The organism is Prevotella sp. 20925_1_30, from assembly GCF_041433025.1.
In the GTDB taxonomy this organism is placed as follows: domain Bacteria; phylum Bacteroidota; class Bacteroidia; order Bacteroidales; family Bacteroidaceae; genus Prevotella; species Prevotella vespertina.
The window spans coordinates 61,894-87,071 of the sequence record NZ_JAPWAR010000005.1 but is presented as its reverse complement, the minus strand read 5'-3'; the positions used below and the strand labels follow the sequence as shown (position 1 = coordinate 87,071).

The following is a 25,178-nucleotide window of genomic DNA, read 5'->3' as shown; positions in this document are numbered from 1 at the left end:
ACAGATTCATTAAAAACTACGAATGACGCTAATGACACGAATGATATAAATAGAAGACACTCTAATAGCAAAAATGAAACCAATAATATATACTACGAATAATACGGATAGAACTAATCTTTTGTATCATATATAACGTTCGTACATTAAAGAACTTTCACCAAAATTAATAAGTATACCCAATGGGCATTTTGTTATCTTCAAATAGTTAATAATCTGCGAGCGGTCAATATCCGTAATCGCTTTTTCAGCTTTAAGTTCAACAATTATATGCTTATAACAAATAAAGTCACATTTGAACTTATGCTGTAACTCTACACCCTTATAAAGAACATTGAACGTCTGCTCACGTTGAAAAGGAATCCCTCTCAATTTAAATTCTATCTCAAGAGCATCACCATAAACTACCTCGCGCATTCCACTACCCAACTCATTATGAACAGCCATTGCAGCACCAATTATTTGGTATGCCTCGTTCTTAAACACCAATTCCTTCTCAACGCGCATAATATGATAGAGCTTTCCTATATTTGTGAAATTAGAGAAATTCGCAGTATACAAAGAACATTCGAGGAATTAGAGGAATTCGTAGTCTACATAGAACATTCGGGAAATTAGAGAAATTCGTAGTCTACATAGAACATTCGGGAAATTAGAGAAATTCGTAGTACACAAAAACATTTGAGAAATTCGTGGTTCATTTTGCCTTTGGTTTATACTCTACATAGTAATCCCCATTAGGTAATGTTTCAATAATCTGAATATCATTAGCAGTTTGAGCAGATTTCATAGAAGCAATATTATCTGGCGCGATTGTTCCAAAAACCCTAAGACCTAACAATGAAGAAATCTCTGTTGCACATAGATTCATCATTTTATTGATTCCACGACGTTGCCAACGATAATCTGTCATATACCCACGAAAGGATTTCCCCCAAAAGAAACTCCGCTGGAAGAAATATCCAACACATACTTTTTGTTGCACAGTTCCTTCTGCAACAACGATATAAGCAAGAAAACTTTTATCTTTTGCTAACTTGTTCAATGATAGTTCATCGAAACCATGAGGTTTAAAGAAGTCAAAGGCTGACGCAGGCTGTTCTGCAAACATCTTTACCAACATAGGAAGATTATCCTTACCAAGGCTCTCTATCCTATAGGAAAGTGCATTACCAGCCTCATCTGTAGTTTTAGTAAAATGAGAAAGAATATTCTGAACATTCTTCATTTTACTTCCATACCTTAATCCAAAAAGGAAGGAATTGATAATCCCTATAATATCCCAAATCCAAGGAAACTTGTCACGTAGGATATGTGCTATTTTATAAAGCATCGTAAAACTCTTTTAAAGCCTTCCAAATATCCTTCTGCTCATACCTTTCACGTATCATTGGACGTGCATTGCGTCCCATACGCTTAGCCTCTTCAGGATGCTCAATAAACCATTTCATAGTATTAAGCAAAGCCTGTTGCATAACTTCAGACCCTTCTTTAAGAGGGGCAGCTATAATTTTACCATTCAGACCATCTTTAATAATTTCATTACAGCCATTGATATTCGTAACAATAGAAGGCAATCCCATAGCACCAGCTTGCATTGGCACATTAGGGAATCCTTCACGATAACTTGGGAAGACAAGTGCATCAGCTTGAGCCAAGAAAGGACGAACATCACTTTGCCAACCGACAAACTTCACCTTGTCAGAAGTTGTCAAAAACTCCTTATCTAATTCCGAAACGGCGTCCTCCTCCTCAAAAGTACCAACCAATATTAACCGACAATTCAGTTGTCGCATACACTCCGTCAGCTCATGTATACCTTTATCTTTAACCATTCTTCCAATAAAGACGAAGGTAAAAGTATCTGACATATCATTAGTATTCTCTACAGGCAAAAAAAACTCTGTGTCAATACCATTAATATTTCCATTCCAAATCACCCGCAACGGCTTCTTTGTGATACAATCCTCTTGCAAGGCATGTAATACCCCCTGCCCTTCTGGAATTACATTCGTAGCAAAAAGACATGACAATCGTTCCATTGTCTTAAGAATCATCCTCAACATGCCATGAGCACCCTGATATCGTAAGCCAGTGACGGTATAAACTCTATGCGGGACGCATGCAAACCATGCAGCTATCATTGCCAAAAGACTTCCCTTTGGAGTATTAGCATGTACACACCACGGCTTCTCCTTACGGAACAGACGATACAAGAACCACAAGCCCTTTATATCTTTTACTAAACTAATAGGACGTTCTAACGGAGCATCTACCACACGGATTCCCTCTCGCTCACTAACCTCCTTCAGAACACCAGTATCTTTTGCAACACCAACAACTTCAAAGTATTGATTCAAAAACTTCAACTGTCCTTTTAGTAAACTATTTAAGGATATATCCGCAGTTGTAACGCGAATTAATTTCTTCTTCATGATTTAGAACTCGACACGTTCAAAATTCACATTTCCAATTCTTGCAGCATACTCAGGGAATGCACTCTTCCACATTCCTTCATGCCATAAGCTATATACCTTTTGCGCACCACTGATTAAATAATAATCCGTGAACATTTTGATATTCTCAGAATCGTCTGTTTCTCCAGCAGTATCAATATGTTTTACTGTTCCAGGCACGATATACACATCAAGCTTTGCTTTTTTTATCTCTTCAATAAAGACCATAGAGTCAGAAGCGATAAGAATCCTTGTGTTAGGATGCTGTTCAGATATCTTCTTTACAGCATTAATAGCTGCCTCAACCAATGCACTCTTTTGCTTCTCAGAACCTAACTCTGGGTTAATAGCCGTTTCCGTCTTATCACCCAAAAGATTCATAAAACGTGTATGAATTGCGATATAGTTAGCTCCAATCTCTGACTGATATAGGTCCAAATAGCGTTGAAGATAAGCTGTTGGACGGAATAACTCTCTATACAACTCGCCCCACTGGTAATTCGTTCCAAAATAAGCATTCACCTTATCTAATGAGTTATATCCATAATAGAAATGTGTTTCGGATGAACGTTTCTTATATAAACGGGAAGGGTCTACTATCTCTCCATAGGCAATAACATTATTATATGAAAGAAAACCAAAATTCATTTGACTCTCATCAATTAGCCAATCGTACTCGTTTGGCTCAAGATACTTACTTAAAACAAACGGATAACTCCAGTTCAATTTAAATGGCTTTCCCAACGCTTTGGAAATAGCATAAATGGTAATCAGACCTTTCAGTCTATCAAACATTCCACCATGTGGAATTCTACCATCTACCATAAAAATATATGGATAACTATTACCCGTTGTATACAAAGAGAATCCTTTCTCCTTCATTATCCTAAACTTCATCAGAGGTTCACGATAACAGTAATCTATAAGCTTAACTAAACTATTTCTTCCTATCATAAATTAATATTCACATTACACGTCAAGTAATTATAGTAAATTCAGGAAACCAAAAAAGTATTCAAATAACTGCTATATAAATCAATAACGTTCTTAGTTCATTATTGTAAGATTTAGCCTCAATAGATAAGAACTTATACTTACTACTTCTGTCCCCCATAAAGAAGAATATTTATTATTTTAATTGGTCGTGTTAAACGAACAACATAATAGCAAACAATACATAAGGCACTACCAATCAATGGGATAAAAATAAAATCAGTAAAGGCTGGTGAAAGGATAGCTTCATTTAACTTTATATACACAGTTATTAACCGCTCTATTATAAAAGTTTGTACAACATATATTCCCAAGGTATATCTACCAATAGTACTAAAATATGATAGAAACTTCTCTACCCTCTGTCGCTTTCCCAAAAACTTATATATCAATTCACAGATACCTATTACGACTATAGAGCCAGAAAGTCCTACAAAAACTTGTAATATAAATTTAAAAGGACTATACATAAGTAAATTTATATCAACTTTTTCAGGAGGATTTGTCCAATTCAGACAAAGAGCAACAATAAAAAAGACAAGTGAAATACTGAATAGAAAGACTTTATAAGTTTGTAGATAATCGAGATGTCTATGGATTAAATAGCCAACACAAAAATAAAAATAGAGAAAATTAATCATCAAAGTTCCACCATAAGGAATAATTAAAAGTATTACCCATGAAAGCGGAAGCGTTATCTCTACTGGTATTTTAACGTATTTGACAAATCTTGCTATAAGATAGCATATAAACAGATTCTTAAGAAACCAAACACATCCAATAATTTCCACACGAATACCCCCCCCGAATAGACAAACAGTCATAATAGTACACGATATAACAGGAAGTAACAATTGCCTACTCTTCTTTTCTAAAAGGGATTTAACTGGTATTTCTAAGCTACGGCTGGAAAAATAACCACACACCAACATAAATAAAGGCATGTGAAAAGAATAGATGATTGGTCGAACTATGCTATCTAAGTTTGGTGTCATTACATAACAATGCCCCACACATACAAGAAGTATTGCTACGAACTTTACAAGATCTAAATATGCTATTCTATCTTTACCCATTAGAAATTACATCATTATAAACATTATTATACCCATTTACCGTTTTTGAAATATCAAACTCTAAGGCTCTATTGTAACAGCGTTCAGCAATCTCATTATAATAAGCTTCATCACTTGCTAAACGATTAATTTCTTCAGCCAATGCCTTTGCATCCTCATGGGGGAAAAGTAAACCATATCCTTTAGTAACCTCTTTCAACCCATTAACATCAGAGGCTATAAATGGCTTATGTGCACTCATTCCCTCTACATTACTAAGACTCAATCCTTCCCAATGAGAAGACATCGCGATAACATCTGCTGCTCTCAGGACATTTGGAATATCAGTACGTAAGCCTAAAAATCTCACTCGGTCACTTACACCTAAAGACAGAGCTAACTGTTTTACTTCCTCCATCCGTTCACCTATACCAGCAAACCAAACTTCATATTTTTCTTTATCTAATAAGGTTAAAGCCTTAATAATAGTATCTTGGTTCTTTTGCTTTCGGAATCCAGCCACCATCAAGATAGACTTACGACTTTCTTTTAAATCTAACAACTCTTTACATGGTTCAGCTTCTGATATAGTATTGACATCAATTCCATTATTTATTGTGGTAATTGATTTGTACTTATTTGATGATTTGACAAGCCATTCTCCCCCCATATATTCTCTTAGTTTGTCTTCTGCTATCTTGCTGATACATATTACATGATCATACCTGCCATACATCCAACTTTCTATCGGGCGATACCATTTCCAATTTCGTTTCCGATTAGAAGTATTATGTTCTGTAGAAACAAGATTCGTATGACTAAATAAACTGGCGATTGCTACGAATAGTTGTGGTGATGAATTATGCGTATGAACAATGTCATAATTCCGCATTATCTTTATTAGCTTTAATATATAGAGCGGATTATAAACCCCATGTCCTAACGCATATATCTTTGTCTGTGGACTCTCTTTCTTCAATCTATGGGTCAATGGTGTTTCTTTTCCATTAAAGATACATAAATCCACAGTATTCCCTAAAGCCTGCAACCTTGGTATCAAATTAACAACCAACGTTTCAGCTCCACCCATATCCAAAGATGTAATGACTTGTAATATCCTCATTATCCTATTTCTTTTATTCTATAATGCCAGATAATCTTCAAAAGTATTCCACAAATACCACAGAAAGTTTAAAACGTGTTTGCTGTCACTTTTAAAATTTCATCATAGGGAGTTGAGTTTCAACAGATTATGCTTTATTTTCAAGTGATAAGAATGACAGTAAAACCAAAAAAAATACGCAATAACAATGATATCTCTGCTCCAGAAAAGCCATATTATCATATAGCATTTTCAGTGTTAGTATGCTTGGAGCCAAATATATGACTAACATCCCAGTTTAACACATATATACAGGGATATTATGAATTATAGAATCTTCATAACTATCTTTTATTTACATGTATATCATTCAAATGCATCAACCATCCTAAAGGCGCAACAGCATTCCATAGTCCAGATAACTTCGGGTAACTCCCACTTCCATTATAACACAAACGAAATCTCCAATAGTTAACAGCAGCTTTAAACTTATCTTTAAATGGAATGTTAAGCTCTAACATTTCTGCATAACACATCATAGAGGTAATTGGACTTTTCATCCTAACTTTAACTATATTAGAAGTTATTCCTTCTGGTTGATACTCCACTTTGTATATTATCTTATTGAAATAACGTAATTTATATTTTTGAGCGATACGATTCCATACCAATGCCTCTGGACAAAACTTTTCTCCTTCTATATCTGGGAAGGGGAACTCTTTCATTACAGAAGTACGAAAGACTTCTTTCATATCTCCTGTTACATGAAACTTATATCGAATATCAACAGAATTGCAATCTATAGAGTCATAAGGAAGCCCACTACCTATTATACGTCCATCAAAATTTCCATCTATGCCTGACACACCTGCAAAAAACATTTCATGTTTAATCGGTTGAAAAGTCTTTACAACAAGTTCTAAAGCATTATTAGGAAGGATATCATCACTGTCTAAAATAAAAAAAAGTTCTCCAGTGGCTAATCCAACGCCAGTATTAATAGCCCTATGCTTTCCGCCATTCTCTTGCTGCACATAATGTATATTTAACTTCCCTTCCTTTACAAAGGAACTAACAACGTCTTTAGTATTATCCTTAGAACCATCATCTACTATAATCCATTCAAAGTTCTTATATGTCTGAAGGATTAAAGTGTCATATAAACGATGTAAAAAGCCTGCACGATTATATGTAGGAGTAAAGATTGTTATCATTCGTCAACAATATTAAAACCTTAATTTCATAAATACTCATTGCAAAGCTTTAAAAATTAGGAGTAAATCGAAAAGCCTTTCGGCAAAACTTATCCTCATCATAATTGTAGTTATACTCATAAGTTTTACGAATTATATCATTATCACGATATCCGTCCGTTAGAAAAGTTTTATAAGGAGACAACAAATTATATGCCTGCCAGTTCGTATATATTCTCAAATATAGGAATAAACAGACACCTATTATTAGAAAAGAACCTAAAGTTTGAATATTATATCTATAGTTATATATAAATGTTAACGTGGAAATAATGCCTATCATATAATACCAACTCAAACGACCACCATTTTCTGAACGCACAAAAAGCAACAATATACCGCAGAAAATAAGTGCCATGTTCAACAAAACAACATGAGCCTTATCAGTAGGAAAATACCTGTAGTTTTTGAGTATAAGGTATAAAAAGAAAAATGCTTCTAAAACATATGCAACTCTTAAGCCTCCACTTGCATTATACTCTCCATGCCGCTCAACAACAGAACTGCTTTCATATACTTCAAAAAGTGAATTAGGTAAAGACGACATTCCTAAAATAAGTAAAAATAACATAATCCACACAATTATTTTTGGTGAAAATTTCCTTCGTGGTACAAAATATAGAGGAAAGAAAATAATCGCAGAATTATGCATAGAGAAACCTATAAGAACTACCACCATAAACTTCCAAAATTTACGTTCAATAACATACTGAACTCCTAACCAAACGATAGTCGCACCAAGTACTTGTCTTAAATATGTAAACGTAAAGAAAAACCATAATCCCAAAAATAAAATTGTCGCCAAAGGATAATTTACTGTATATTTCTTTATCGAAACAAACAACAAAGTATAAATAATTAAGGTGACAATTAAGATAAAAATATAGCGATTCTCTGTAAAAAAAGAGATTATCACATTTAATAAAGTATATCCTATTTCACTACTATAGAAATTATAAAGAAGTGAATCTGAGTAATCACCTTTTATCGTTGTTATATCAGCAATATTATCAAAAATCTCTCCATAAATGTATCTGTCATAACCACCAAACATGTCAGAAAAGCCTACAAATAATGCAAGTATACACATAAAGACAGATAATCCTAAGACATTATTGTGCTGGGAACTGTTTAAAGATGCAAAATACCATATTGTAGGTATCAAAAAAACTATTAAATATAGCCACATATGTTATTAAATTATTTATTTTTTCATAAAACGAAAAAGCTGCTCAGAAATTAATTTCTGATTATGACGTTCTATAATAGATTTCCTTCCTTTTAAAGCAATATTTTCATAATAATTTCTTCGAACAATAATGTCCTTTAAAATTTTTATAAATTCTTTAGCTTCATCATACTCAATACACGATTCTAAATGCTTAACTGCTATATTTTCCAATGCATACCATGTGCCAATAACCAACAAACCATTAGCTATTGCGTCTAGAACTTTTCCCTTAGTTCCTGTACCAATACATATAGGCGTTACCTGAATATCATGTTTACAGATTTCTTCAATATAATTAGGAACAAATTTTATATGATGAGTTTCATACCCAGCATTATTAAGACTCTCTACATGATGCTCCCATCCTTTACCCAAAAAAGTATATACATAATGTTCTTTTAGTTCTGAGAGATCTGTAGATTTTATCAAACAATCTATCAGCATATCAGCATCCTGCTGCATATACAAATTATACTGCCCTGCAAATAAAACCTTTATTTTTGGAGAACTAAAGGAAATAACCTTAGCAGGTTTTGCAACTTGATAATGAGGGTGACAAAGAAAATGAGCTTGTATTCCAGGACAAATCTCCTTAAGGAAATTAACATCCTCTTTACCTACCAAATGATAGTGAATATTTGAAGATGTATCAAACCGTTTCTCCATATTCAAATACTTAGGATACATAAAAGCAGATCTCCAAAATCTTATTTTGTTTCTTATTGCAAAACGCTTACCAAGCATCCTATAATAATAGAGAGATTCACAGTCCGGCAATGTGTGTACTCGCCTAAAATCCTTTAATTGACGACTGACACGAGATAACTCCTCTCCATAAATCCATATAGCATCAGGATTATCATCAATAATAGTATCTAATTGCGAAGAACTTAATCTAATATAATTTGCAATAGGATAATTCAAAAATATTCTAAATGGAGAAAAAAAACTAAGGAAAAAATTATACCACCATGGTACTGGCAATAAACGAATCTTTATATTAAGTTCCTTTGCTACAAAATCTATCTGCTCTTTAGAAAGCCGATTTAAATTATACGAATAAAGAATTATCTCTATACTTTTATCTCTACCAGCAAGTAAATGATAAGGCAATGCACTCGTACCACGAATATTTTCCGCAGCAGGCATCATTACAGAAATCATAGTGACTTTCATATTATTCTATACTTTTAAACGACTTATGTTAAATTATTTAATTAAACAAGGAATATTCAAAAAAAAACTTACAAATAATGATTTCTTCAATGAATCAAACTCTCCCTTCATCGGATATAACTGTTCTTTTTTCAATTCATCTATAATAACAGAATTGATACCAAGCTTTCTCCATTCTTTTTTATTTTTATATAAAGAGTATACCAAACCAAACAGCACATTCTGGCTTCGATTAAATATTACACTATATAACTGAGGGTTTATATCCTTAAAAGACAAAGCTAACCTACGGAAAGAATTTATAATATAAATATCATCCTTAATATACTTTATCTTCTTTTCTGGTACCATTGATTTGCTGGTTGAATTTGGATGATATATATACAGATAAGGAATGATATCACTAAACACAACTTTCATTGCACACGGCATAAGTCTGTATGTCAACTCAACATCTTGATGTGTAATTCCCTTTACAAAAAATATATTATTATCAATAAATAATTGCTTCTTTGTAATTAAAGCACATATTGAAGAAGGATTATAACCTGAGAGAATTGCCTCAACGCCAGATAAGACCTTGTTATGTTCAAGCGTAGGTTGACCACATTCAAGATCTAAATACTGTCCTTCTTCTGTTACGTTCTGAAGTTGGACAGCCAGAATATCCAAGTTTTCATACTCGTTTAAGGCATCAATAATCTTTGGTAGCTGCTCACTTATAAGTTTATCATCAGCATCTACACACCAAACATATTCACCTATGCAAGTTTTTATTCCATAATTCCTCGCAGTACTCTGTCCTTGATTTTCTTGAGTTAAGTATGTTACATTGGAATACTTTGCTGCATAGTTCTGAGCAATCTCTGGAGACTTATCCTGTGATCCATCATTAACAATAACTATTTCATACTCCTCTTTTAATAAATTGGAGCCAAGAATAGAGTCTAAGCAAATCCCAATGTACTTCTCTGCGTTATACATTGGGATTATTATGCTAAGTTTATATTTATAGTCGTCCATCAACAATATCTCTATTTAAGAAGCCTTTGACATCATAAATAACACCATTCTCATTTAATTTCTCTCTCCAGTCTGTATCAGCAAACTGCTTATGAGAAACGGCAAGAATAATAGCATCATATTTCTTATCCTTAGGCAAAGACGCGACAGCATCAATCCCATATTCTTTCCTCACTCTTTCAACATTAGCCCATGGGTCTAAGACCGTAATGTTTGAAGTGTACTCTGACAATGTAGAATAGATATCAACAACCTTAGTATTACGTACATCAGGACAATTTTCCTTAAAGGTGATACCAAGTATCAAGATATTAGAATCCTTGACGAGTGCACCCTTCTTATTCATCATCTTGATTGTCTGATTTGCGACGTAATCTCCCATACCATCATTCAATCTACGTGCAGCAGACATAATACGTGGCAAAACTCCATAGACCTGTGCCTTTTGAATAAGATAATAAGGATCTACACTGATACAATGACCACCAACTAAACCAGGATTCAACTTAATAAAATTCCACTTAGAAGCAGCAGCATCTATTACATCTCTTGTATCGATACCCATTGCATTGAAAATCTTAGCCAACTCATTCATAAACGCAATGTTAACGTCACGTTGAGAGTTCTCAATAATCTTTGAAGCTTCCGCTACTTTGATAGAAGGTGCTTTATGTGTTCCGTTAATAAGAACTGCATTATACACATTATCTACCAAATCAGCAATCTCAGGAGTAGAACCCGATGTTACCTTTTTTATTTTCTCTACAGTATGCTCCTTATCGCCTGGGTTTATACGCTCAGGAGAATAACCTGCAAAAAAATCTTTATTGAATGTTAAGCCAGAAACTTTCTCTACTACAGGTAAACATTCTTCTTCCGTTACGCCTGGATAAACTGTTGACTCATAAACAACGATATCTCCCTTAGAAATAACTTTACCAACCGTCTCACTTGCACCCCAAAGAGGCTTCAAGTCAGGACGATTGTTTACGTCAACTGGCGTTGGCACGGCAACAACATAAAAATTACAGTCTTTAATATCCTCAAGATTAGTTGTACATACAAATCCATTCTTTAAAGCAGACTGTAATAACTCATCTGACACTTCTAATGTAGCATCATGACCTGCCATTAACGCATCAACACGACTCTGATTCATATCAAAACCAACAGTCTTAAACTTTGTTGAGAATAATCTTGCCAAAGGCAAGCCAACATAACCTAAGCCTATAACGGCTACTCTAATATTATCTAACGACATAACAACTTTCTGTTTTTAATAAATAATTAATTAAATTATATGAATCATTCAAATTCCTTATAGCTCGATCATTTTCTCCTCCACCTTGATTAGATAAAGATAAGGCAATATCTTGCACCTTTTCATTGCTCAAGAAAACAGGTTCATGCGTAGCTGTCCGCTTCACTTGGACACCATTTATTATAGACATCACTTTAAACCAAAGATCATCAGTAGAAGGGCATTTTTTCATGAATTGATTTTCATCTATAACAGTGGAGCTTAAACTGTGAGGAGGATACAAAACCCCTCCTACACCTATCTGCACATTTTGGGGAGAAATTATTTCATCAGAAATATAGTCCCATTCATTATATGGCGCAAAGTCTGATTTTTTTATTAATTTTATTCTTCTAACGCGATTGGCTAGTATCACATTTGGATATCTATAATGTTCATTAATTAGATTTTCTATCATATCATATTTATATAGAACATCGTCGTCAATAGTAATAATTATTGCTTCAGGAAATAAAGTTAAAGTTGGTACTAGCTTCTTATATGACCGTATATCATTACAATATCTAATTTCTAGTCCACGCTCTTGTAGTAAACGTAATGTTATAGGTAATGTAGTATTACGTAATTCATTTTCAAGCCATAAAATAATTCTATTTGGCCTTAGTGTCTGTTGAAATATTGACTCTATAGTCAAATAGACATCAAAGAGTCGCTTCCCATAAGTCGTTAAACTGACAATAATCTCTTTATTAATATCATTTTGTAACTTAACAGAAGACTGATATACGTTTGAAGATAAAGTTATCGTCTTTAACCGATTTGCCTCAATTAAAAATTCTGTTGTTCTATTTACATTAGAATAAATATCTATAATCTTATTATTTATCTTCTTTCTTAATATCTCAAACATAGAAAACGTCACAATTTATTAAGATAATAAAACTTTATTATCATTAATGATTATATTCTAAAAATTATTTCGTTCAGATAGTCTTGATTATCAGAAGACTCATCATTAACCCCAACTTCATTAACATTTTTCCCTGCGATTGGGACTTTATGTTCCACGCCCATCTTAAACCAAACATATTCAACATCTGCATGACCAATATCTATCACTTGAAATCCTTCTTTTGCTAAATCATAAGCAAGAATAGTAGCAGTCATACCTAAGGCACATAAAACTAACGCCTCTTTGGGAATATTATTTTTACATACCTCTATTATCTGCTCATACTTATCAAAGGCGTTAGTAGCTGGGCAAATAATACGATGAATAGTTCTTGCGCCATCTAAAAAATCATCATTAACTCCAAAACATGTTCCAGTCCCCTCTACAATATAAACATCTCTGTTTTCCCAAAGTAGTTTCATCTTTTCGACATAGTCATGTACAAAAGACTTATCTTTTGAGTCCATATAAAATCTTGTAAAACTAGCATCGAAAAAATCTTTATCTGTATCGGTTACTTCTAATATACGCTTTCCGTATTTTGCTATATAATGCTTCCAAAAGATTTGTGCATGTTCATTATCATGACTTACTGATCTAAACGAATAAGGAATACATACTATATGATTAGGGATATTAGAATTCAAAACTTCTTTTAACCTTGCCGCAGCCTGACTATTAGAAGTTTGAAAATTATTAGTTTCTTCATAAATAGACATATACTCATAGTCTCCAAATCGTGAAACTGAACACTTATGTTCTAGAATATAATCTAAAGTTTCTTGACTATTTTTTATATTAAGCTGCTTACCATATTTATAGTGAAGATAAGGAACAACTACATGGGCATAAACATAATTTTTTATTAACTTAAAAATCATCGCAATCTAATATTTTTTATATAATTTAGAAATAATATTTTAAAAAGTACAAAAGAAGACATAGGCATTTTGATACAAAATCTTATAATCTCATTAAACATTGTTTTGTATCTTTTATTCTTACGACAATAACCAATCATTCCTATCATACGAGGTAAAATTCCATCTTTAAGAATCGGTTGATCATGGAAGAAAATATACAAAGTCTGTAATATGTCTATTTCTATTTTATAATTGTTTAAGGTTGTGTTACCAGAATATATACCTTTATTATGAATACGATAAACTGCTGTATTATTTTCCAATAATGCACCTTTACCTTTTTTTATATAAAAGTAGAATGCTACTAAATCATAAAATCTAGAAAATTTTCTAACATCATTAAAAGTATAGTAACTTATATTCCTGCACATTGAAGTCAATGGCGAACAACTCCAACATTTAAAATAATTATTAACATTTATATCGTGAAAAGTAAAACCGAGCATATTCCTATAATCAGTTTTAATATGATGCCTTATCTTATTCTTATCTTCTTGTTTGTAAATATCAAAATTTGTGGAGCAATATGTATAATCAGGAAATCTTTCTAAGAAATCATATTGTAACTGCAATTTATTCTTATCACACCAATAGTCATCTCCTTCACAGTATGCAAAGTATTTCCCTTTTATATATGAACGTAAAAAAAGGTCGAATGCTCCTACATGAGCATACACATTTTCCTCTTCAAAAATAGGTATTATTAAATCCGGATATTTAGATGCATACTCTCGAATAATATCAGCAGAATTATCTGTGGAGCAATCATCATGAATTATAACTTGAAATTTAAAATCAGTTTCTTGAGTAACTATTCCCTCAAGACATTCTCGTAAGTACGGTTCATGATTATAAACAATACATAGAACTGTTACCATTATATCCCTACTAGAATCCATACTACTTTTTCTTAATTAAACTTATTACTTCTTGGAGTTCCGCCTTTGAAAAATAAAAACTTCCTATAAAATAGAATAACAATCCAATGACAATACCCATTACAAGTTTTAGACCTTCTATGTCTATGAATGAGGTCAATATATATATACCTCCACCCATCACTAGTGAATTAATTAAGATAATTTTTAAATCTTTTAATTGAGTAAGTAGTCCGACATCTATGAAACGACTCGTATAATATGTGTTAACAATTAAACATATTATAGAACTAAAAACCATTCCGAGGCACATTGCTGTTATTCCTAAGGGTATAGTTATAATTAAAATGACCACTCCTATAATCTTTTTAATTATTTCAAGACGCAAGAATATATCTGATCTTCCTTTTACCTGCAACAAATTTAAATTAATGGCATGAATAGGGTACAACATTAATGCAAAACACAGAATTTGCAAATACAATACACATCCATCCCACTTTGCTGTCAGAATAACTCTAATAAGTGGAGAGGCAATAGCTGCAAGACCCATCATTAAAGGAAATACTATAAAAGCTGATAATTTCAATAAACGTCTATAACTATTTTGTAATCTCAGAGTATCATCTTGGATAGCACTCAAAACAGGAAAAGTAACCCTTTGCAGTATACTTGTAATATTTGCAGAAGGTAATTGTGCCCAACCTAATGCACGTGAATAATTTCCTAACTGCGCTGGAGTATAGAACTTACCAATCACTATTGGATAAATATTGTTATAGATCGTGTCCAGCAAACCTGATGCTAAAAGTTTAGAACCATAACCAAACAAATAATTAAAAGAAGATTTTGAGAATCCTGTCCTAGGACGCCATTTAGACATTAACCACAGCAATCCCATTCTTACAATAGAACTTGCAACACCTTGCCAAACTAATGCCCAAATCCCATAACCTTGATATGCTAATATAACACCTACAATACCAGAAATAACTGTAGCAGATAAAGTTATCTTTGCTTGTGACTTAAAATCTATCTTAATCGTGAAAAGAGCTTGCTGAACGACACATAAAGAATTGAGTATCACACCTAGACCTGTAATACGTATTATCGGAGAAAGAATCGGTTGACTATAAAAATTTGCAACCAATGGCGCTATCAAAAAAAGTACAATGTATGCAATAATCCCAACTCCTATATTGAAATAAAAACAGGTCGATAAATCTTCTTCCACTCTGTCTGTCTTTCGAACTAAAGCATTGGAAAACCCACTATCTACAAAACTCTGAGCAACTGCAAAAAAAATTGTGACCATAGCTATTATACCATAATCACTTGGGGATAGAAGACGTGCAAGAATAATAGAAAAGACAAATTGTACTCCTTGATTGGAGAACCGTTCTACACTACTCCAAAATAATCCTTTGGTTGTCGCTTGCTTTAGAGATTCACTCATAATGTTCTAACTTATCGTAGATGAAAAATTAAAATTTCAAGATAGTTCCTCCCCAACTTAATCCAACTCCAAATCCTGCAATCATAACAGAATTTCCCTTTTGGATAAGAGAGTTTTCAAGGCAATCTTTCAAACCAATGAAAATAGTAGAAGAAACTGTGTTACCTGTTTCTTCAAGATTAATATAAAATTTATCTTTGGGCAATCGACAAACCTTACGAATCGTATTCAACATAAACTTATTAGCCTGATGAAATACATAATAATCTATCTGTTCTTGAGTAAAATTATTCTTTACCAGAACATCATTCATCATAGAAGGTACTATATCAAGGGTAAAGTTGAAAACATTACCACCATTCATATAAAGATAATCATCAAAATTCACATGACCTTCTTCGTCAGTCGTATACTTTCCCGTCATAGCTTTATGACGGGCCATACCAGTCTTTATAATAAGGTTATTAGCACCTCCTCCATCAGATCCCAATACAAAATCTCCAATCTCTGCAAAACCTTCTGTAGAAATCAAACAAGCAGCAGCACCATCTCCAAAAATACTAAGATTACTCTTATCTGATGGATGCAGATATTTTGTGTAAGTTTCAGATGTGATCAAAAGAACATTTTTCGCGATACCAGCAGCCAACAATCCCTTTGCGACTGCCATACCATAAACACAACCAGAACAACCAAGATTATAATCAAAAGCCCCAGCTGTCTTTGGAATTCCTAAACGTTCTTGAAGAATACATGCAGTTGAGGGAAGAAAATAATCAGGACTCTGCGTACATAGAAGTAGAAAATCAATAGTCTGTGGATCTATATGATATTCCTCAAATAATTTCCTTGCTACCTTCTCACCCATATCACCAGCAGTCTCATTTTCACCTGCAATATGACGAGTGTTAACTCCTACTTTCTGTGCTATTTTATCGACACTCCAGTCTGGAAATTCTTTAACTAAATCTTCATTAGTAAGTAATTGTTCTGGAAGATAATATGTTAATGCTTTAATATAAGCCATAATTTACAATTGTTTTACACCACCAGTAATTTTCACATTACTTCCAGTCATCCAATTTGATGCATCAGAAAGTAAGTAAACAGCAAGCCCAGCAATATCTTCTGGTTGCCCATAACGTTTTAAGGGATATTTTTTTTCATCCTCTTTTAGCTGCTCTTTAGTTATTCCTCCTTCATAAATTAAATCTGTCATCACCATAGCAGGACTAATGCAATTTACTCTGACTTTCTTATGAGAAAGTTCTAATCCCAAACAGTTTACATACGATATTAAAGCACCCTTAGAAGCCGAATATAACGCATTACCATAACTTGGAGACTCACTAGCAATCGAAGTTATAAAAACAATTGAAGCCGATTTATTTATTTTCTTCTGTTTCAACAGTAAAGATTGTAACATCACTGGAGCCTTGAAATTAATTCTCATAACCCGATCAATCTCGTCTTCAGTTATTAATTTACACAAAACACGTTGTCCAATTCCAGCACAATGGACTACACCATCAAGTTGTGGCAATTCATCTACAACCCTGTGCAACTCCTCATTTAAAGTCAAATCTCCAACAGCAATATAATGTTCTTCCCCTTCTAAAAGAGCTCGGGTTTCTTGTAATTTTATTAAATTCCTTCCGTTAAGAATAATCTTACCCCCCATTTTAGCACACAAGACAGCGATACCACGCCCTATACCAGAAGATGCTCCTGTAACAAGTATAGTCTTATTTTCAAGAGAATACAGATTAAAAGCCATTATTTATTTAGAGATTAAATTATACAAGTCTTCTACAGTTGTACATTCTTTTATATCTTTACCAGATATAGTTCTGCCGTACTGTGTACGTACCATAGCAATAACACCCATAGCTGTTAGTGAACTCCATTCATCAAGATCGTGAAAAACAGTATCACTCTTAATCTCAGAAATGTCAGTATCATCAAACTGATCTGCAAAATCTACAATAAAATCTTTTAATTCCATAATTTATTTTTTTAGTTCTTTTCTTATTTCTTTTGAATTACAAACAATACGCATAATAATCTGATTAATATCATAATCACCTTTTTCTACATGTTCTATATACTCGTTTCGTAGAAGCGAATAATGATATTCATCGTATTTATTTCCATTTTTAATAACAGCCTCTCTGCCAACACCTTCTTCCTTGAAAAACAAAGCTGGTATTTGCGATCTAGCAAGTATGTGTTCTCTTAAACAAGAGACTGTCATTCTATTAAGATTTAATTGGTTAAAAGCATAATCTAAAATTAGCAAACTTGCCTGTAAATATTCTGTACCACTACGATAGGCTTTGTCGCCTATTACAATTCCACCCCAATAACAAGATCTAAAAAGATGATTGATATCATTTAATGATGCAAAGCCTATCATTTCATCATTATCTAAAGAGCAAATTGCAAAATAAATTTCATTACGATTATGAGTTGCTTTAGATAGCACCCACTGTTTCTCAATCTCTTTAGAAGACACAAAAATAGGACCACATGTCATTCGCTGAAGCTCATTATCATTATGCCAGATATAGGTCTTTTCCCAATCTGTAGCATCTAACATTCGTAGATAAATTGTTTCACCTTTAATCATTTGACTAATAATTATGTTAATAATAAATAAAAGATTGGATTCCTTGAAATACTTTTATAAAACTATGAGAATACTATTTTGTATTAATAACTATCCAATTATATAACTTTTGTATACAAAAAAACATTTCTTCATTTTTATCAAAATTTAACAACAATGTTCCTATAGTTGTATTAGCTCCCGTAAAGCCCTGCACCTTATCGCCTGCTTTAACCCAGATGTCTTTCTCTATAAGGAAACGTTCTTCTACAGTCTTGTCTATCTCTATACTCTGAAAGACTCCATCACATTCAGAGTGTAAGATAACTTCTGCCCAATATCCATCATAAATTGGTTGATGAATCTCGTCTATAGGGTCTCCAACGGCTGCACGAACGCAGTTATCTATGAGGTCTTGCCCTGAAACATATTTCATCATCTCGGATAGTCTGTTGCCTCCGCCTCGCGGAGAAAGTTCCATTATATATGGTTTTCCATTCTTACATAGGCGTGTCTCGATGTTATAAACTCCTGTTTTAACATTAAGCAGTGTCATCAAGCGTTGCAATTCACTTCTTAGTTCCTCTTGTGCCCATTGTGGCATTGTTGAAGGCCACGAAAAAGCTGCTGGGGTATAAGGATTGATTGCCTTAGGATCAAAATGTTGATCATTAAACGAACAGAAAACAAGTTCTCCATCAACAGTGAAACTATCGCAATCAGAAGAATTACCTTCTTTCTCTAAAAAATCCTCAATTATGAAATGTCCATTATGACTTTCACTCAGAGCATAATCAATAGCTGAGGAGAGTTGTCCTAATTCATCGACACGCGTAACCCCTTTGCTTCCTGCAGAATCAACTGGTTTGACAATAACCGGCCAGTTATAATATGCTGTATCAGCAAGAGCTTCTTCTTTTGAAGAATAACCCTTTGCATTGGGTACATTGAAATCATTATCTTTTAAGAACTGACGAAATTGCGACTTATCCTGTAAGATACAAGCAACATCATAAGAACATTGGAAACTAAGCCCCATCTGTTCTGCTACATACGCTGCTGTTACGACACCAGGGTCTACACCAAAAGATAATATTCCATCTATATTAAGTTCCTGTGCTAATTTCAACACCGCATCTTTGTCAAGAATGCTGACATTATGAAACTCATCCGAGTATTGATGAGCAATATTCTCAGGTACATAGTCCACCGTAATGACATAGTAACCATGACGATGGGCAGCTTCTATAACAGGTAGGAGATAACGAATACCTCCGAGAAGCATCAGTTTTTTCATCTTATCGTATTATACAATCAATAACTCTATTAATTTCTTCTTCTCTCAGTGCATGATGCATTGGCAAACATATCACTGTATCAGCCATTCTATGTGCATTAGGCAGATTCTCTGGGCGAGAACTCTCCAAACTACGATAAGTAGAAAATTCACTGATGAGTGGGTAGAAGTAACGACGTCCCCATACACCTTGCTCTTTCATCTTCATGTAAAGTTCATCACGCGTCATACCATACTTCTCTGCATCAACAAAAATTGGGAAGTAACTATAGTTATGACGAACACCAGGCATATCATCCCAAAACGAAATACCATCTACATTCCGTAAAGCATCACGATAAGCTACAGCCACCTTCTGTCTCGCAACAATAGCAGCATCAACTTGCTTTAAATTTAATAAGCCGTAAGCTGAACGAATCTCGTCCATCTTACTATTGATACCAGGACCAACCACCTCCACTTCATTGGCAAAACCAAAGTTTTTCAAATAATCTATACGCTGCTTGGTCTTTTCATCATGCATCACCATTGCACCACCTTCTATTGTATTAAACACCTTTGTGGCATGAAAACTCAGCGTACTCATATCACCTGCATTCAAAAGACTTTCCCCATTCACTTCAACACCAAAGGCGTGTGCTGCGTCATATATCACTTTCAAGCCATATTTATCTGCTATTGCCTGAATAGCTTCTGTATCACATGGTTTACCATACACGTGAACAGGAAGGATAGCTGTTGTACGTGGTGTTATTGCTGCCTCTATCTTTTGGGGATCTATATTTCCTGTAGATGGATCAATATCAACAAATACTGGCTTTATACCATTCCACCATAGGGCATGAGTTGTTGCAACAAAGCTATAAGGTGTCGTTATAACTTCACCTGTTATACGCAATGCTTGAAGAGCAGTTAGCAACGGTAAAGTTCCATTTGTGAACAAGCTAACGTATGGAACTTTCAGGTATTCAGCTAAAGCTGCTTCTAATTTCTGATGAAACTGTCCATTATTTGTTATCCACTTACTTTCCCAGATTTCTTTAAGGGATTCTGTAAACTCATCAAGATTTGGTAACAATGGTGATGTTACTGTTATAATATCTTTATTCATACTTCTGCAATCTATTATGATAGGTAATATATAATTTACTGCTTTGAATATACTTAACAACTAAATCAAGATAAAATCGTTCTAAGAAATGTTGTCGACAAAAATCTATAATCGTACATGCTATAAAAACAATAATAGGAACACATAAAGCATGTACATATATCATACTACTATTAAAAAATCCTACATTATCACAGGTCTCTTTCCATAACCATTGCCTCATAGCATCAGAGTTAGCATGAATTAGTAATACACCAAAAGTACATGAAGCTATCGTATTAATCCATTTACTCTGTCGAATATGAATATTCTTAATGAACATAAAAGTAGAAATGCTAACAAGAAATGCCAACAATTTATTAGAGTCACTCACAAAAAACATGACCAAACTCCAATCTAATCTCACGCCTGAGCTGATACCCCAAGAAAGCATCATAAGCACGCTTAAAACGGAGATTGTAATTAAGACAAGAGATGCCCCCCCCCAGAACATTTTATCCTCACTACGCCAAATTCCATAAACTCTAATATATGACGCAACAACATATAATATACAAAACCATGTGATATAATTTAATGTTACACTTATCCATGGAACTGTACCTAATATGGTATATATCCCCAAGCAGAGAATAACAAGTAGAAGATGCTGACTTTTAGAGAGGTTATTTAATAAAATATTAAGGAATGGAATAAACAAATAGAAAAGGAGGAAACAACTGGTAAAACCAGTATTCACACTTGGTATTGGATTAACAATCTGAATTAAACTACTAACTGACAAAGATATGTGTCCTGTATATAAAAATATACAACCGAATAATATATTGTATAATTCAATTTGCAATAAAAGTTTAACAAACTTACGAAGTGATATGCTTGATTTACACATGAAATAGCCAGTTATCAATACAAAACAATTAATTCCTGTCTTACCCCACATCCCAAACAAATATAAAAAGACACTCTCTGGTGCTAAAGGAGTTTTAAACATCTCATCCAATAAACCAGAATTTACGACATAGTGATGCATTACTATCAATAACATCACAATGATACGATATAACTCTATATTAGAATTTCTCTCTTTCTTTTCTATCATACGATATAAATTGTATAATTATAAACCAATATTAAAGATTTAATATTATACCCTTAACGGTATTACCGAAGACTCGGACATGTTGTCCGAGAGCGCCGGACAACATGTCCGGAGTAGCCGGAATGATTGTCCGGGGATGTCGGAAAGACTGTCCGGAGCTGCCGGGCAAAGCTATAAGAGTATTTTTATCATGCTTAGATGAATAGAACATTAAATTAAAATAGTATCAATACCTACTCATAAAAGACTATTGACTTGAATGTCCGCTCGTATTTAGGTTCGTTATAACCATACTCCATAAATAACGCTTTCACATCGTCTGCCATCGACTGCGTATAAAGGTAACCCCTTTCGGCATTGCCGTAACGATAGAAATTACTACGCCCTCGGAAATATGAATAGACTTCACTGCGGAGAGAGGGTAAATCCTTACACCTTACCTCGTCGAAGAAATGAGTGAAACCTGCATAACAAGTGACGAGTATCTTCGCATGAAACATTCTGCAACGACCATCAACAAGGTTTTCGGGCATAAGTGCCGAGGGAAAGATTGCATCTCCCCATGTATTGGAAGCTGGTTGTAACTTGAAATATAAATGGTGAAGACAATCTTCTCTCACTGCACAATTCTCAAGGAAGCAAGCTTCATAACGCTTTGGGAAAGTGTCTAAGCTCAGCAATTCATTTGTTTCCATTGGTTATTCATAATATTAAGATACTCTTAGATTAGATAAGGAAAAGAGAACAAAACAAAGAAGACGTAGATACCGATTAAAGCTGAAAAAAGAAATATCATCTCCTCCCTACAAACAATGAATAGCTTGCAGGCTGACAACTATCACGGTTCCTCCACATAAGAACGAAAGCGCAAGAATAATAGACGTGGTACAGTAATAATCGTTAGCTTAAACAATAACCTGTGCTGGTCAATTCAGTAGATGGGTTTCGCTCGCAGAATCACTTTTGTTAATAGTTCTAATTCCCTTTTATTATCAGTGCAAATTTATATAAAATCTTCGAAAAGAGAAAGAATATCAGTGGAATAATCTTATTAGCAAGTGAAAATTATGGGAAGTACAGATGATATTCCCTGTTTGAGATAGAATAAAGCACACACGAATCAGCTATTTAGAGAAAAATAACTAACTTTGCATCCAAACCATTTACCCTAAGGAATGAAAAGGATTCTATTGATTACAGCCATTTTGTTTATGGCATTAACGAACGGGCAGGCACAAGTGCTGAACAAAGATAACACGAAGCAGATTGGGCAGGCAGTTAAGGAGGGCATCAAGGATGTAAAAGATGCTATCGTGCAAGATACTAAGCCAACTGGCGAGCATGAACAATGGGACATCTATGCTGCACCTAAGCTTGGTCTGAATCTATCTAACCTACCAGGCATTGACGGAAAGGTCAAGTTAGGGCTTGTTGGGGGAGCTTATGTGGAGGTGTTCCTAGCCAAAAATATTGCCATAGATGTTGAGATGCAATACAGCCACCAAGGTTCATCAGGCGTTTATCGCACCATTAACACTACCAACGCATCGGGCGTACCAACGTCTCAGAAATATGGTCCATACGACTTTAAGTTAGATTATATCAACACCAATTATATCGTGCGTTGGTATCCGTGGATAGACCTCCCCGTGAGTTTCACAACAGGTATACACGCAGGCTATATTATCAGTGCTAAAGCGAAACTGGATAATGGCACGAAGCATAACCTAAAAGACTATATATATAAAGGTGATGTAGCAATCCCATTTGGTGTTAGTTATGAATGGAGCCAATGGCAGATTGAAGCACGCTATAATCTCTACTTTAGGAAGCTCGCCCGCAATGCTGAAGCTCAAGAACTCATGCGAAATGCTCGCAATAATATGTTCGAGGTAACACTGGGTTACAGGATTAAAGTGTTATAATATAATAAGGTGAGAACTGCTATCCTCATACTTCTCTCTACCCTTTCGATCAATGTGACAGCAGAGGTGAATGACTCGCTCTCTATTGCGAAGATGGGGATAGAGTTCCGCTATATCCCTGCACAAACGCTCACTTTAGATAAGGAGCCACGTATCTGGACTAAGACGAAAGACACGCATTCTTGGGCTGCACAAATAAACGTTACGCCTACGAAGAATGCGTATGCACACGACTATAACTACCCCACTTTCTCATTCGGTTTACGCTATCATCTCAACCATGGAACAACCATGCACAGGGATGATCCATGGGGCGAAGCACAGCCTGTAAACTATACCAGTAAGCTGGGGAACTTCCTCACCTTATATGGTACTTTCAACCGACCACTCTATCGAAGCAAGCACTGGCAATGGGGATATTATCTAGGTACGGGTATTGCCTACACGAGCCTTAAATATAATCAGAAGAACGATATAGATAATGAATATATCGGCTCACACCTAAATATTTATTTCAACGCTGGCTTGTACGGACAAGTTAAGATTGCGAAAGAATGGAGCGTAAAGGGCGGATTAGACTTCGCACACCATAGCAATGGGGCTATGGCACGACCCAACAAAGGCGCAAATTACTTCGGTCCGTTCGTAGGACTTGTTTACGAACCTCAACAAGCCACAAGCCCCATTGCGAAACGCAATACTGAAGCCACTCAGCCCTTTCAAAAATATTGGTTCACTGAGTTTACCCTCGGACTAGGTGGAAAAACATTACTTGAGGAATGGTTACAAACTCAGTTCAATACCCCTCAGGGACAGCCTGATTATCGTAAAGAACATTTTACTTATTACGGGGCTTACTCCTTTCACACACATCTCCTCTATCGTTACGCTCGCCGTTGGGCATCGGGGGTAGGCGTCGGGCTATTCTACGGAGAATATGCGCATCGGATAGCAAGAATGGATAAAGAAAACGGACATACTGACGAGAAACATAGTCCGTGGTCAGCAAGCATCGAGGCACGTCACGAGGTTTACTATGGGAATGTTTCCGTTCGCCTCACACTCGGTTATTATCTTTACCGACACATGGGATATAGTGCCAATCACGGACTTGAATATCCTTATCACGAGCAAGTGGGTGTCTTCTATAGTTTCCCTAAGCTAAAGGGCTTAACACTAGGATTCAGCGTGAACGCACATGCCACGAAAGCCGATTTTACAGAACTACAACTGTCCATACCTGTTAGGTTATAACTTCCTCCCACCCCTCTCCTTCGGGCTTGGAACACCTAACAGAACATAGGCTTTACCTAACTATGAGAAACAACCTATAACACAAGGTATTAGAATCAATTACATGAGATACAAAATCGACC

At 34.6% G+C, this 25,178-nt stretch carries 25 protein-coding genes; 2 read left to right on the top strand and 23 right to left on the bottom strand.

The window, feature by feature from the left end:
* Nucleotides 1–126 precede the first annotated feature (126 nt).
* From O3603_RS03625 to O3603_RS03515, 23 genes are all read right to left on the bottom strand, one after another.
* Nucleotides 127–507 carry a GxxExxY protein gene (locus O3603_RS03625; protein ID WP_371520673.1) on the bottom strand — a complete coding sequence of 127 codons (381 nt, stop codon included), beginning with the start codon at nt 505–507 and terminating at the stop codon, nt 127–129.
* Nucleotides 508–697: 190 nt separating this feature from the next.
* Nucleotides 698–1,333, bottom strand: a complete 636-nt coding sequence (locus O3603_RS03620) for a GNAT family N-acetyltransferase (protein ID WP_371520670.1) — start codon at nt 1,331–1,333, stop codon at nt 698–700.
* The gene (locus tag O3603_RS03615; RefSeq protein WP_371520667.1) at nt 1,323–2,435 is read right to left on the bottom strand and encodes a glycosyltransferase family 4 protein; all 1,113 of its coding nucleotides are present in this window, start codon (nt 2,433–2,435) and stop codon (nt 1,323–1,325) included. Before O3603_RS03615 ends, O3603_RS03620 begins: the two co-directional genes overlap by 11 nt.
* Nucleotides 2,436–2,438: 3 nt before the next feature.
* Nucleotides 2,439–3,353: a hypothetical protein gene (locus O3603_RS03610; RefSeq protein ID WP_371520664.1), complete on the bottom strand. Its 915-nt coding sequence runs from the start codon at nt 3,351–3,353 to the stop codon at nt 2,439–2,441.
* Nucleotides 3,354–3,553: 200 nt separating this feature from the next.
* Nucleotides 3,554–4,525 carry an acyltransferase family protein gene (locus tag O3603_RS03605; RefSeq protein WP_371520662.1) on the bottom strand — a complete coding sequence of 324 codons (972 nt, stop codon included), beginning with the start codon at nt 4,523–4,525 and terminating at the stop codon, nt 3,554–3,556.
* The gene (locus O3603_RS03600; protein WP_371520659.1) at nt 4,518–5,627 is read right to left on the bottom strand and encodes a glycosyltransferase family 4 protein; all 1,110 of its coding nucleotides are present in this window, start codon (nt 5,625–5,627) and stop codon (nt 4,518–4,520) included. The genes O3603_RS03605 and O3603_RS03600 overlap by 8 nt, the downstream gene beginning before the upstream one ends.
* 323 nt (nt 5,628–5,950) lie before the next feature.
* Complete coding sequence (locus tag O3603_RS03595) at nt 5,951–6,820, bottom strand: glycosyltransferase family A protein (protein WP_219483717.1); 870 nt, start codon at nt 6,818–6,820, stop codon at nt 5,951–5,953.
* A gap of 49 nt (nt 6,821–6,869) precedes the next feature.
* Nucleotides 6,870–8,048, bottom strand: coding sequence for an EpsG family protein (locus O3603_RS03590; RefSeq protein WP_219483716.1), 1,179 nt, complete (start codon nt 8,046–8,048; stop codon nt 6,870–6,872).
* 15 nt (nt 8,049–8,063) lie between these two features.
* Nucleotides 8,064–9,266: a glycosyltransferase family 1 protein gene (locus tag O3603_RS03585; protein WP_219483714.1), complete on the bottom strand. Its 1,203-nt coding sequence runs from the start codon at nt 9,264–9,266 to the stop codon at nt 8,064–8,066.
* A 33-nt stretch (nt 9,267–9,299) separates the two neighbouring features.
* Nucleotides 9,300–10,289, bottom strand: coding sequence for a glycosyltransferase (locus O3603_RS03580; protein WP_371520655.1), 990 nt, complete (start codon nt 10,287–10,289; stop codon nt 9,300–9,302).
* Nucleotides 10,276–11,550: a nucleotide sugar dehydrogenase gene (locus tag O3603_RS03575; RefSeq protein ID WP_371520652.1), complete on the bottom strand. Its 1,275-nt coding sequence runs from the start codon at nt 11,548–11,550 to the stop codon at nt 10,276–10,278. Before O3603_RS03575 ends, O3603_RS03580 begins: the two co-directional genes overlap by 14 nt.
* Nucleotides 11,537–12,460 carry a hypothetical protein gene (locus O3603_RS03570; protein WP_371520649.1) on the bottom strand — a complete coding sequence of 308 codons (924 nt, stop codon included), beginning with the start codon at nt 12,458–12,460 and terminating at the stop codon, nt 11,537–11,539. The genes O3603_RS03575 and O3603_RS03570 overlap by 14 nt, the downstream gene beginning before the upstream one ends.
* Nucleotides 12,461–12,510: 50 nt before the next feature.
* The gene (locus O3603_RS03565) at nt 12,511–13,383 is read right to left on the bottom strand and encodes a GT-D fold domain-containing glycosyltransferase (protein ID WP_371520646.1); all 873 of its coding nucleotides are present in this window, start codon (nt 13,381–13,383) and stop codon (nt 12,511–12,513) included.
* Complete coding sequence (locus O3603_RS03560) at nt 13,380–14,324, bottom strand: glycosyltransferase family 2 protein (protein ID WP_371520644.1); 945 nt, start codon at nt 14,322–14,324, stop codon at nt 13,380–13,382. The genes O3603_RS03565 and O3603_RS03560 overlap by 4 nt, the downstream gene beginning before the upstream one ends.
* Before the next feature lies 1 nt (nt 14,325).
* Nucleotides 14,326–15,759 carry a lipopolysaccharide biosynthesis protein gene (locus tag O3603_RS03555; protein WP_371520641.1) on the bottom strand — a complete coding sequence of 478 codons (1,434 nt, stop codon included), beginning with the start codon at nt 15,757–15,759 and terminating at the stop codon, nt 14,326–14,328.
* Nucleotides 15,760–15,787: 28 nt separating this feature from the next.
* Nucleotides 15,788–16,786 carry a 3-oxoacyl-ACP synthase III family protein gene (locus O3603_RS03550; RefSeq protein ID WP_371520638.1) on the bottom strand — a complete coding sequence of 333 codons (999 nt, stop codon included), beginning with the start codon at nt 16,784–16,786 and terminating at the stop codon, nt 15,788–15,790.
* A 3-nt stretch (nt 16,787–16,789) separates the two neighbouring features.
* Nucleotides 16,790–17,536 carry an SDR family NAD(P)-dependent oxidoreductase gene (locus O3603_RS03545; protein WP_371520635.1) on the bottom strand — a complete coding sequence of 249 codons (747 nt, stop codon included), beginning with the start codon at nt 17,534–17,536 and terminating at the stop codon, nt 16,790–16,792.
* Between the two features lie 3 nt (nt 17,537–17,539).
* Complete coding sequence (locus tag O3603_RS03540; RefSeq protein ID WP_371520632.1) at nt 17,540–17,764, bottom strand: acyl carrier protein; 225 nt, start codon at nt 17,762–17,764, stop codon at nt 17,540–17,542.
* Nucleotides 17,765–17,767: 3 nt separating this feature from the next.
* On the bottom strand, nt 17,768–18,388 hold the full coding sequence (locus O3603_RS03535) for a GNAT family N-acetyltransferase (protein WP_371520630.1): 621 nt from the start codon (nt 18,386–18,388) through the stop codon (nt 17,768–17,770).
* 73 nt (nt 18,389–18,461) lie between these two features.
* A complete protein-coding gene (locus O3603_RS03530) occupies nt 18,462–19,664 on the bottom strand; it encodes an acetyl-CoA carboxylase biotin carboxylase subunit family protein (protein WP_371520628.1) in 1,203 nt (400 codons plus the stop codon).
* 1 nt (nt 19,665) lies between these two features.
* Entirely contained in the window at nt 19,666–20,775 is a 1,110-nt protein-coding gene (locus O3603_RS03525) for a DegT/DnrJ/EryC1/StrS family aminotransferase (RefSeq protein ID WP_371520626.1), read from the bottom strand.
* Complete coding sequence (locus tag O3603_RS03520; RefSeq protein WP_371520624.1) at nt 20,768–21,877, bottom strand: acyltransferase family protein; 1,110 nt, start codon at nt 21,875–21,877, stop codon at nt 20,768–20,770. Before O3603_RS03520 ends, O3603_RS03525 begins: the two co-directional genes overlap by 8 nt.
* Before the next feature lie 233 nt (nt 21,878–22,110).
* Complete coding sequence (locus O3603_RS03515; RefSeq protein WP_371520622.1) at nt 22,111–22,572, bottom strand: DUF6078 family protein; 462 nt, start codon at nt 22,570–22,572, stop codon at nt 22,111–22,113.
* Between the two features lie 480 nt (nt 22,573–23,052).
* Between O3603_RS03515 and O3603_RS03510 the strand changes: the two genes are divergently transcribed.
* Nucleotides 23,053–23,802, top strand: a complete 750-nt coding sequence (locus O3603_RS03510) for a PorT family protein (protein WP_371520620.1) — start codon at nt 23,053–23,055, stop codon at nt 23,800–23,802.
* A 9-nt stretch (nt 23,803–23,811) separates the two neighbouring features.
* Nucleotides 23,812–25,056 carry an acyloxyacyl hydrolase gene (locus O3603_RS03505; RefSeq protein WP_371520618.1) on the top strand — a complete coding sequence of 415 codons (1,245 nt, stop codon included), beginning with the start codon at nt 23,812–23,814 and terminating at the stop codon, nt 25,054–25,056.
* Nucleotides 25,057–25,178 lie beyond the last annotated feature (122 nt).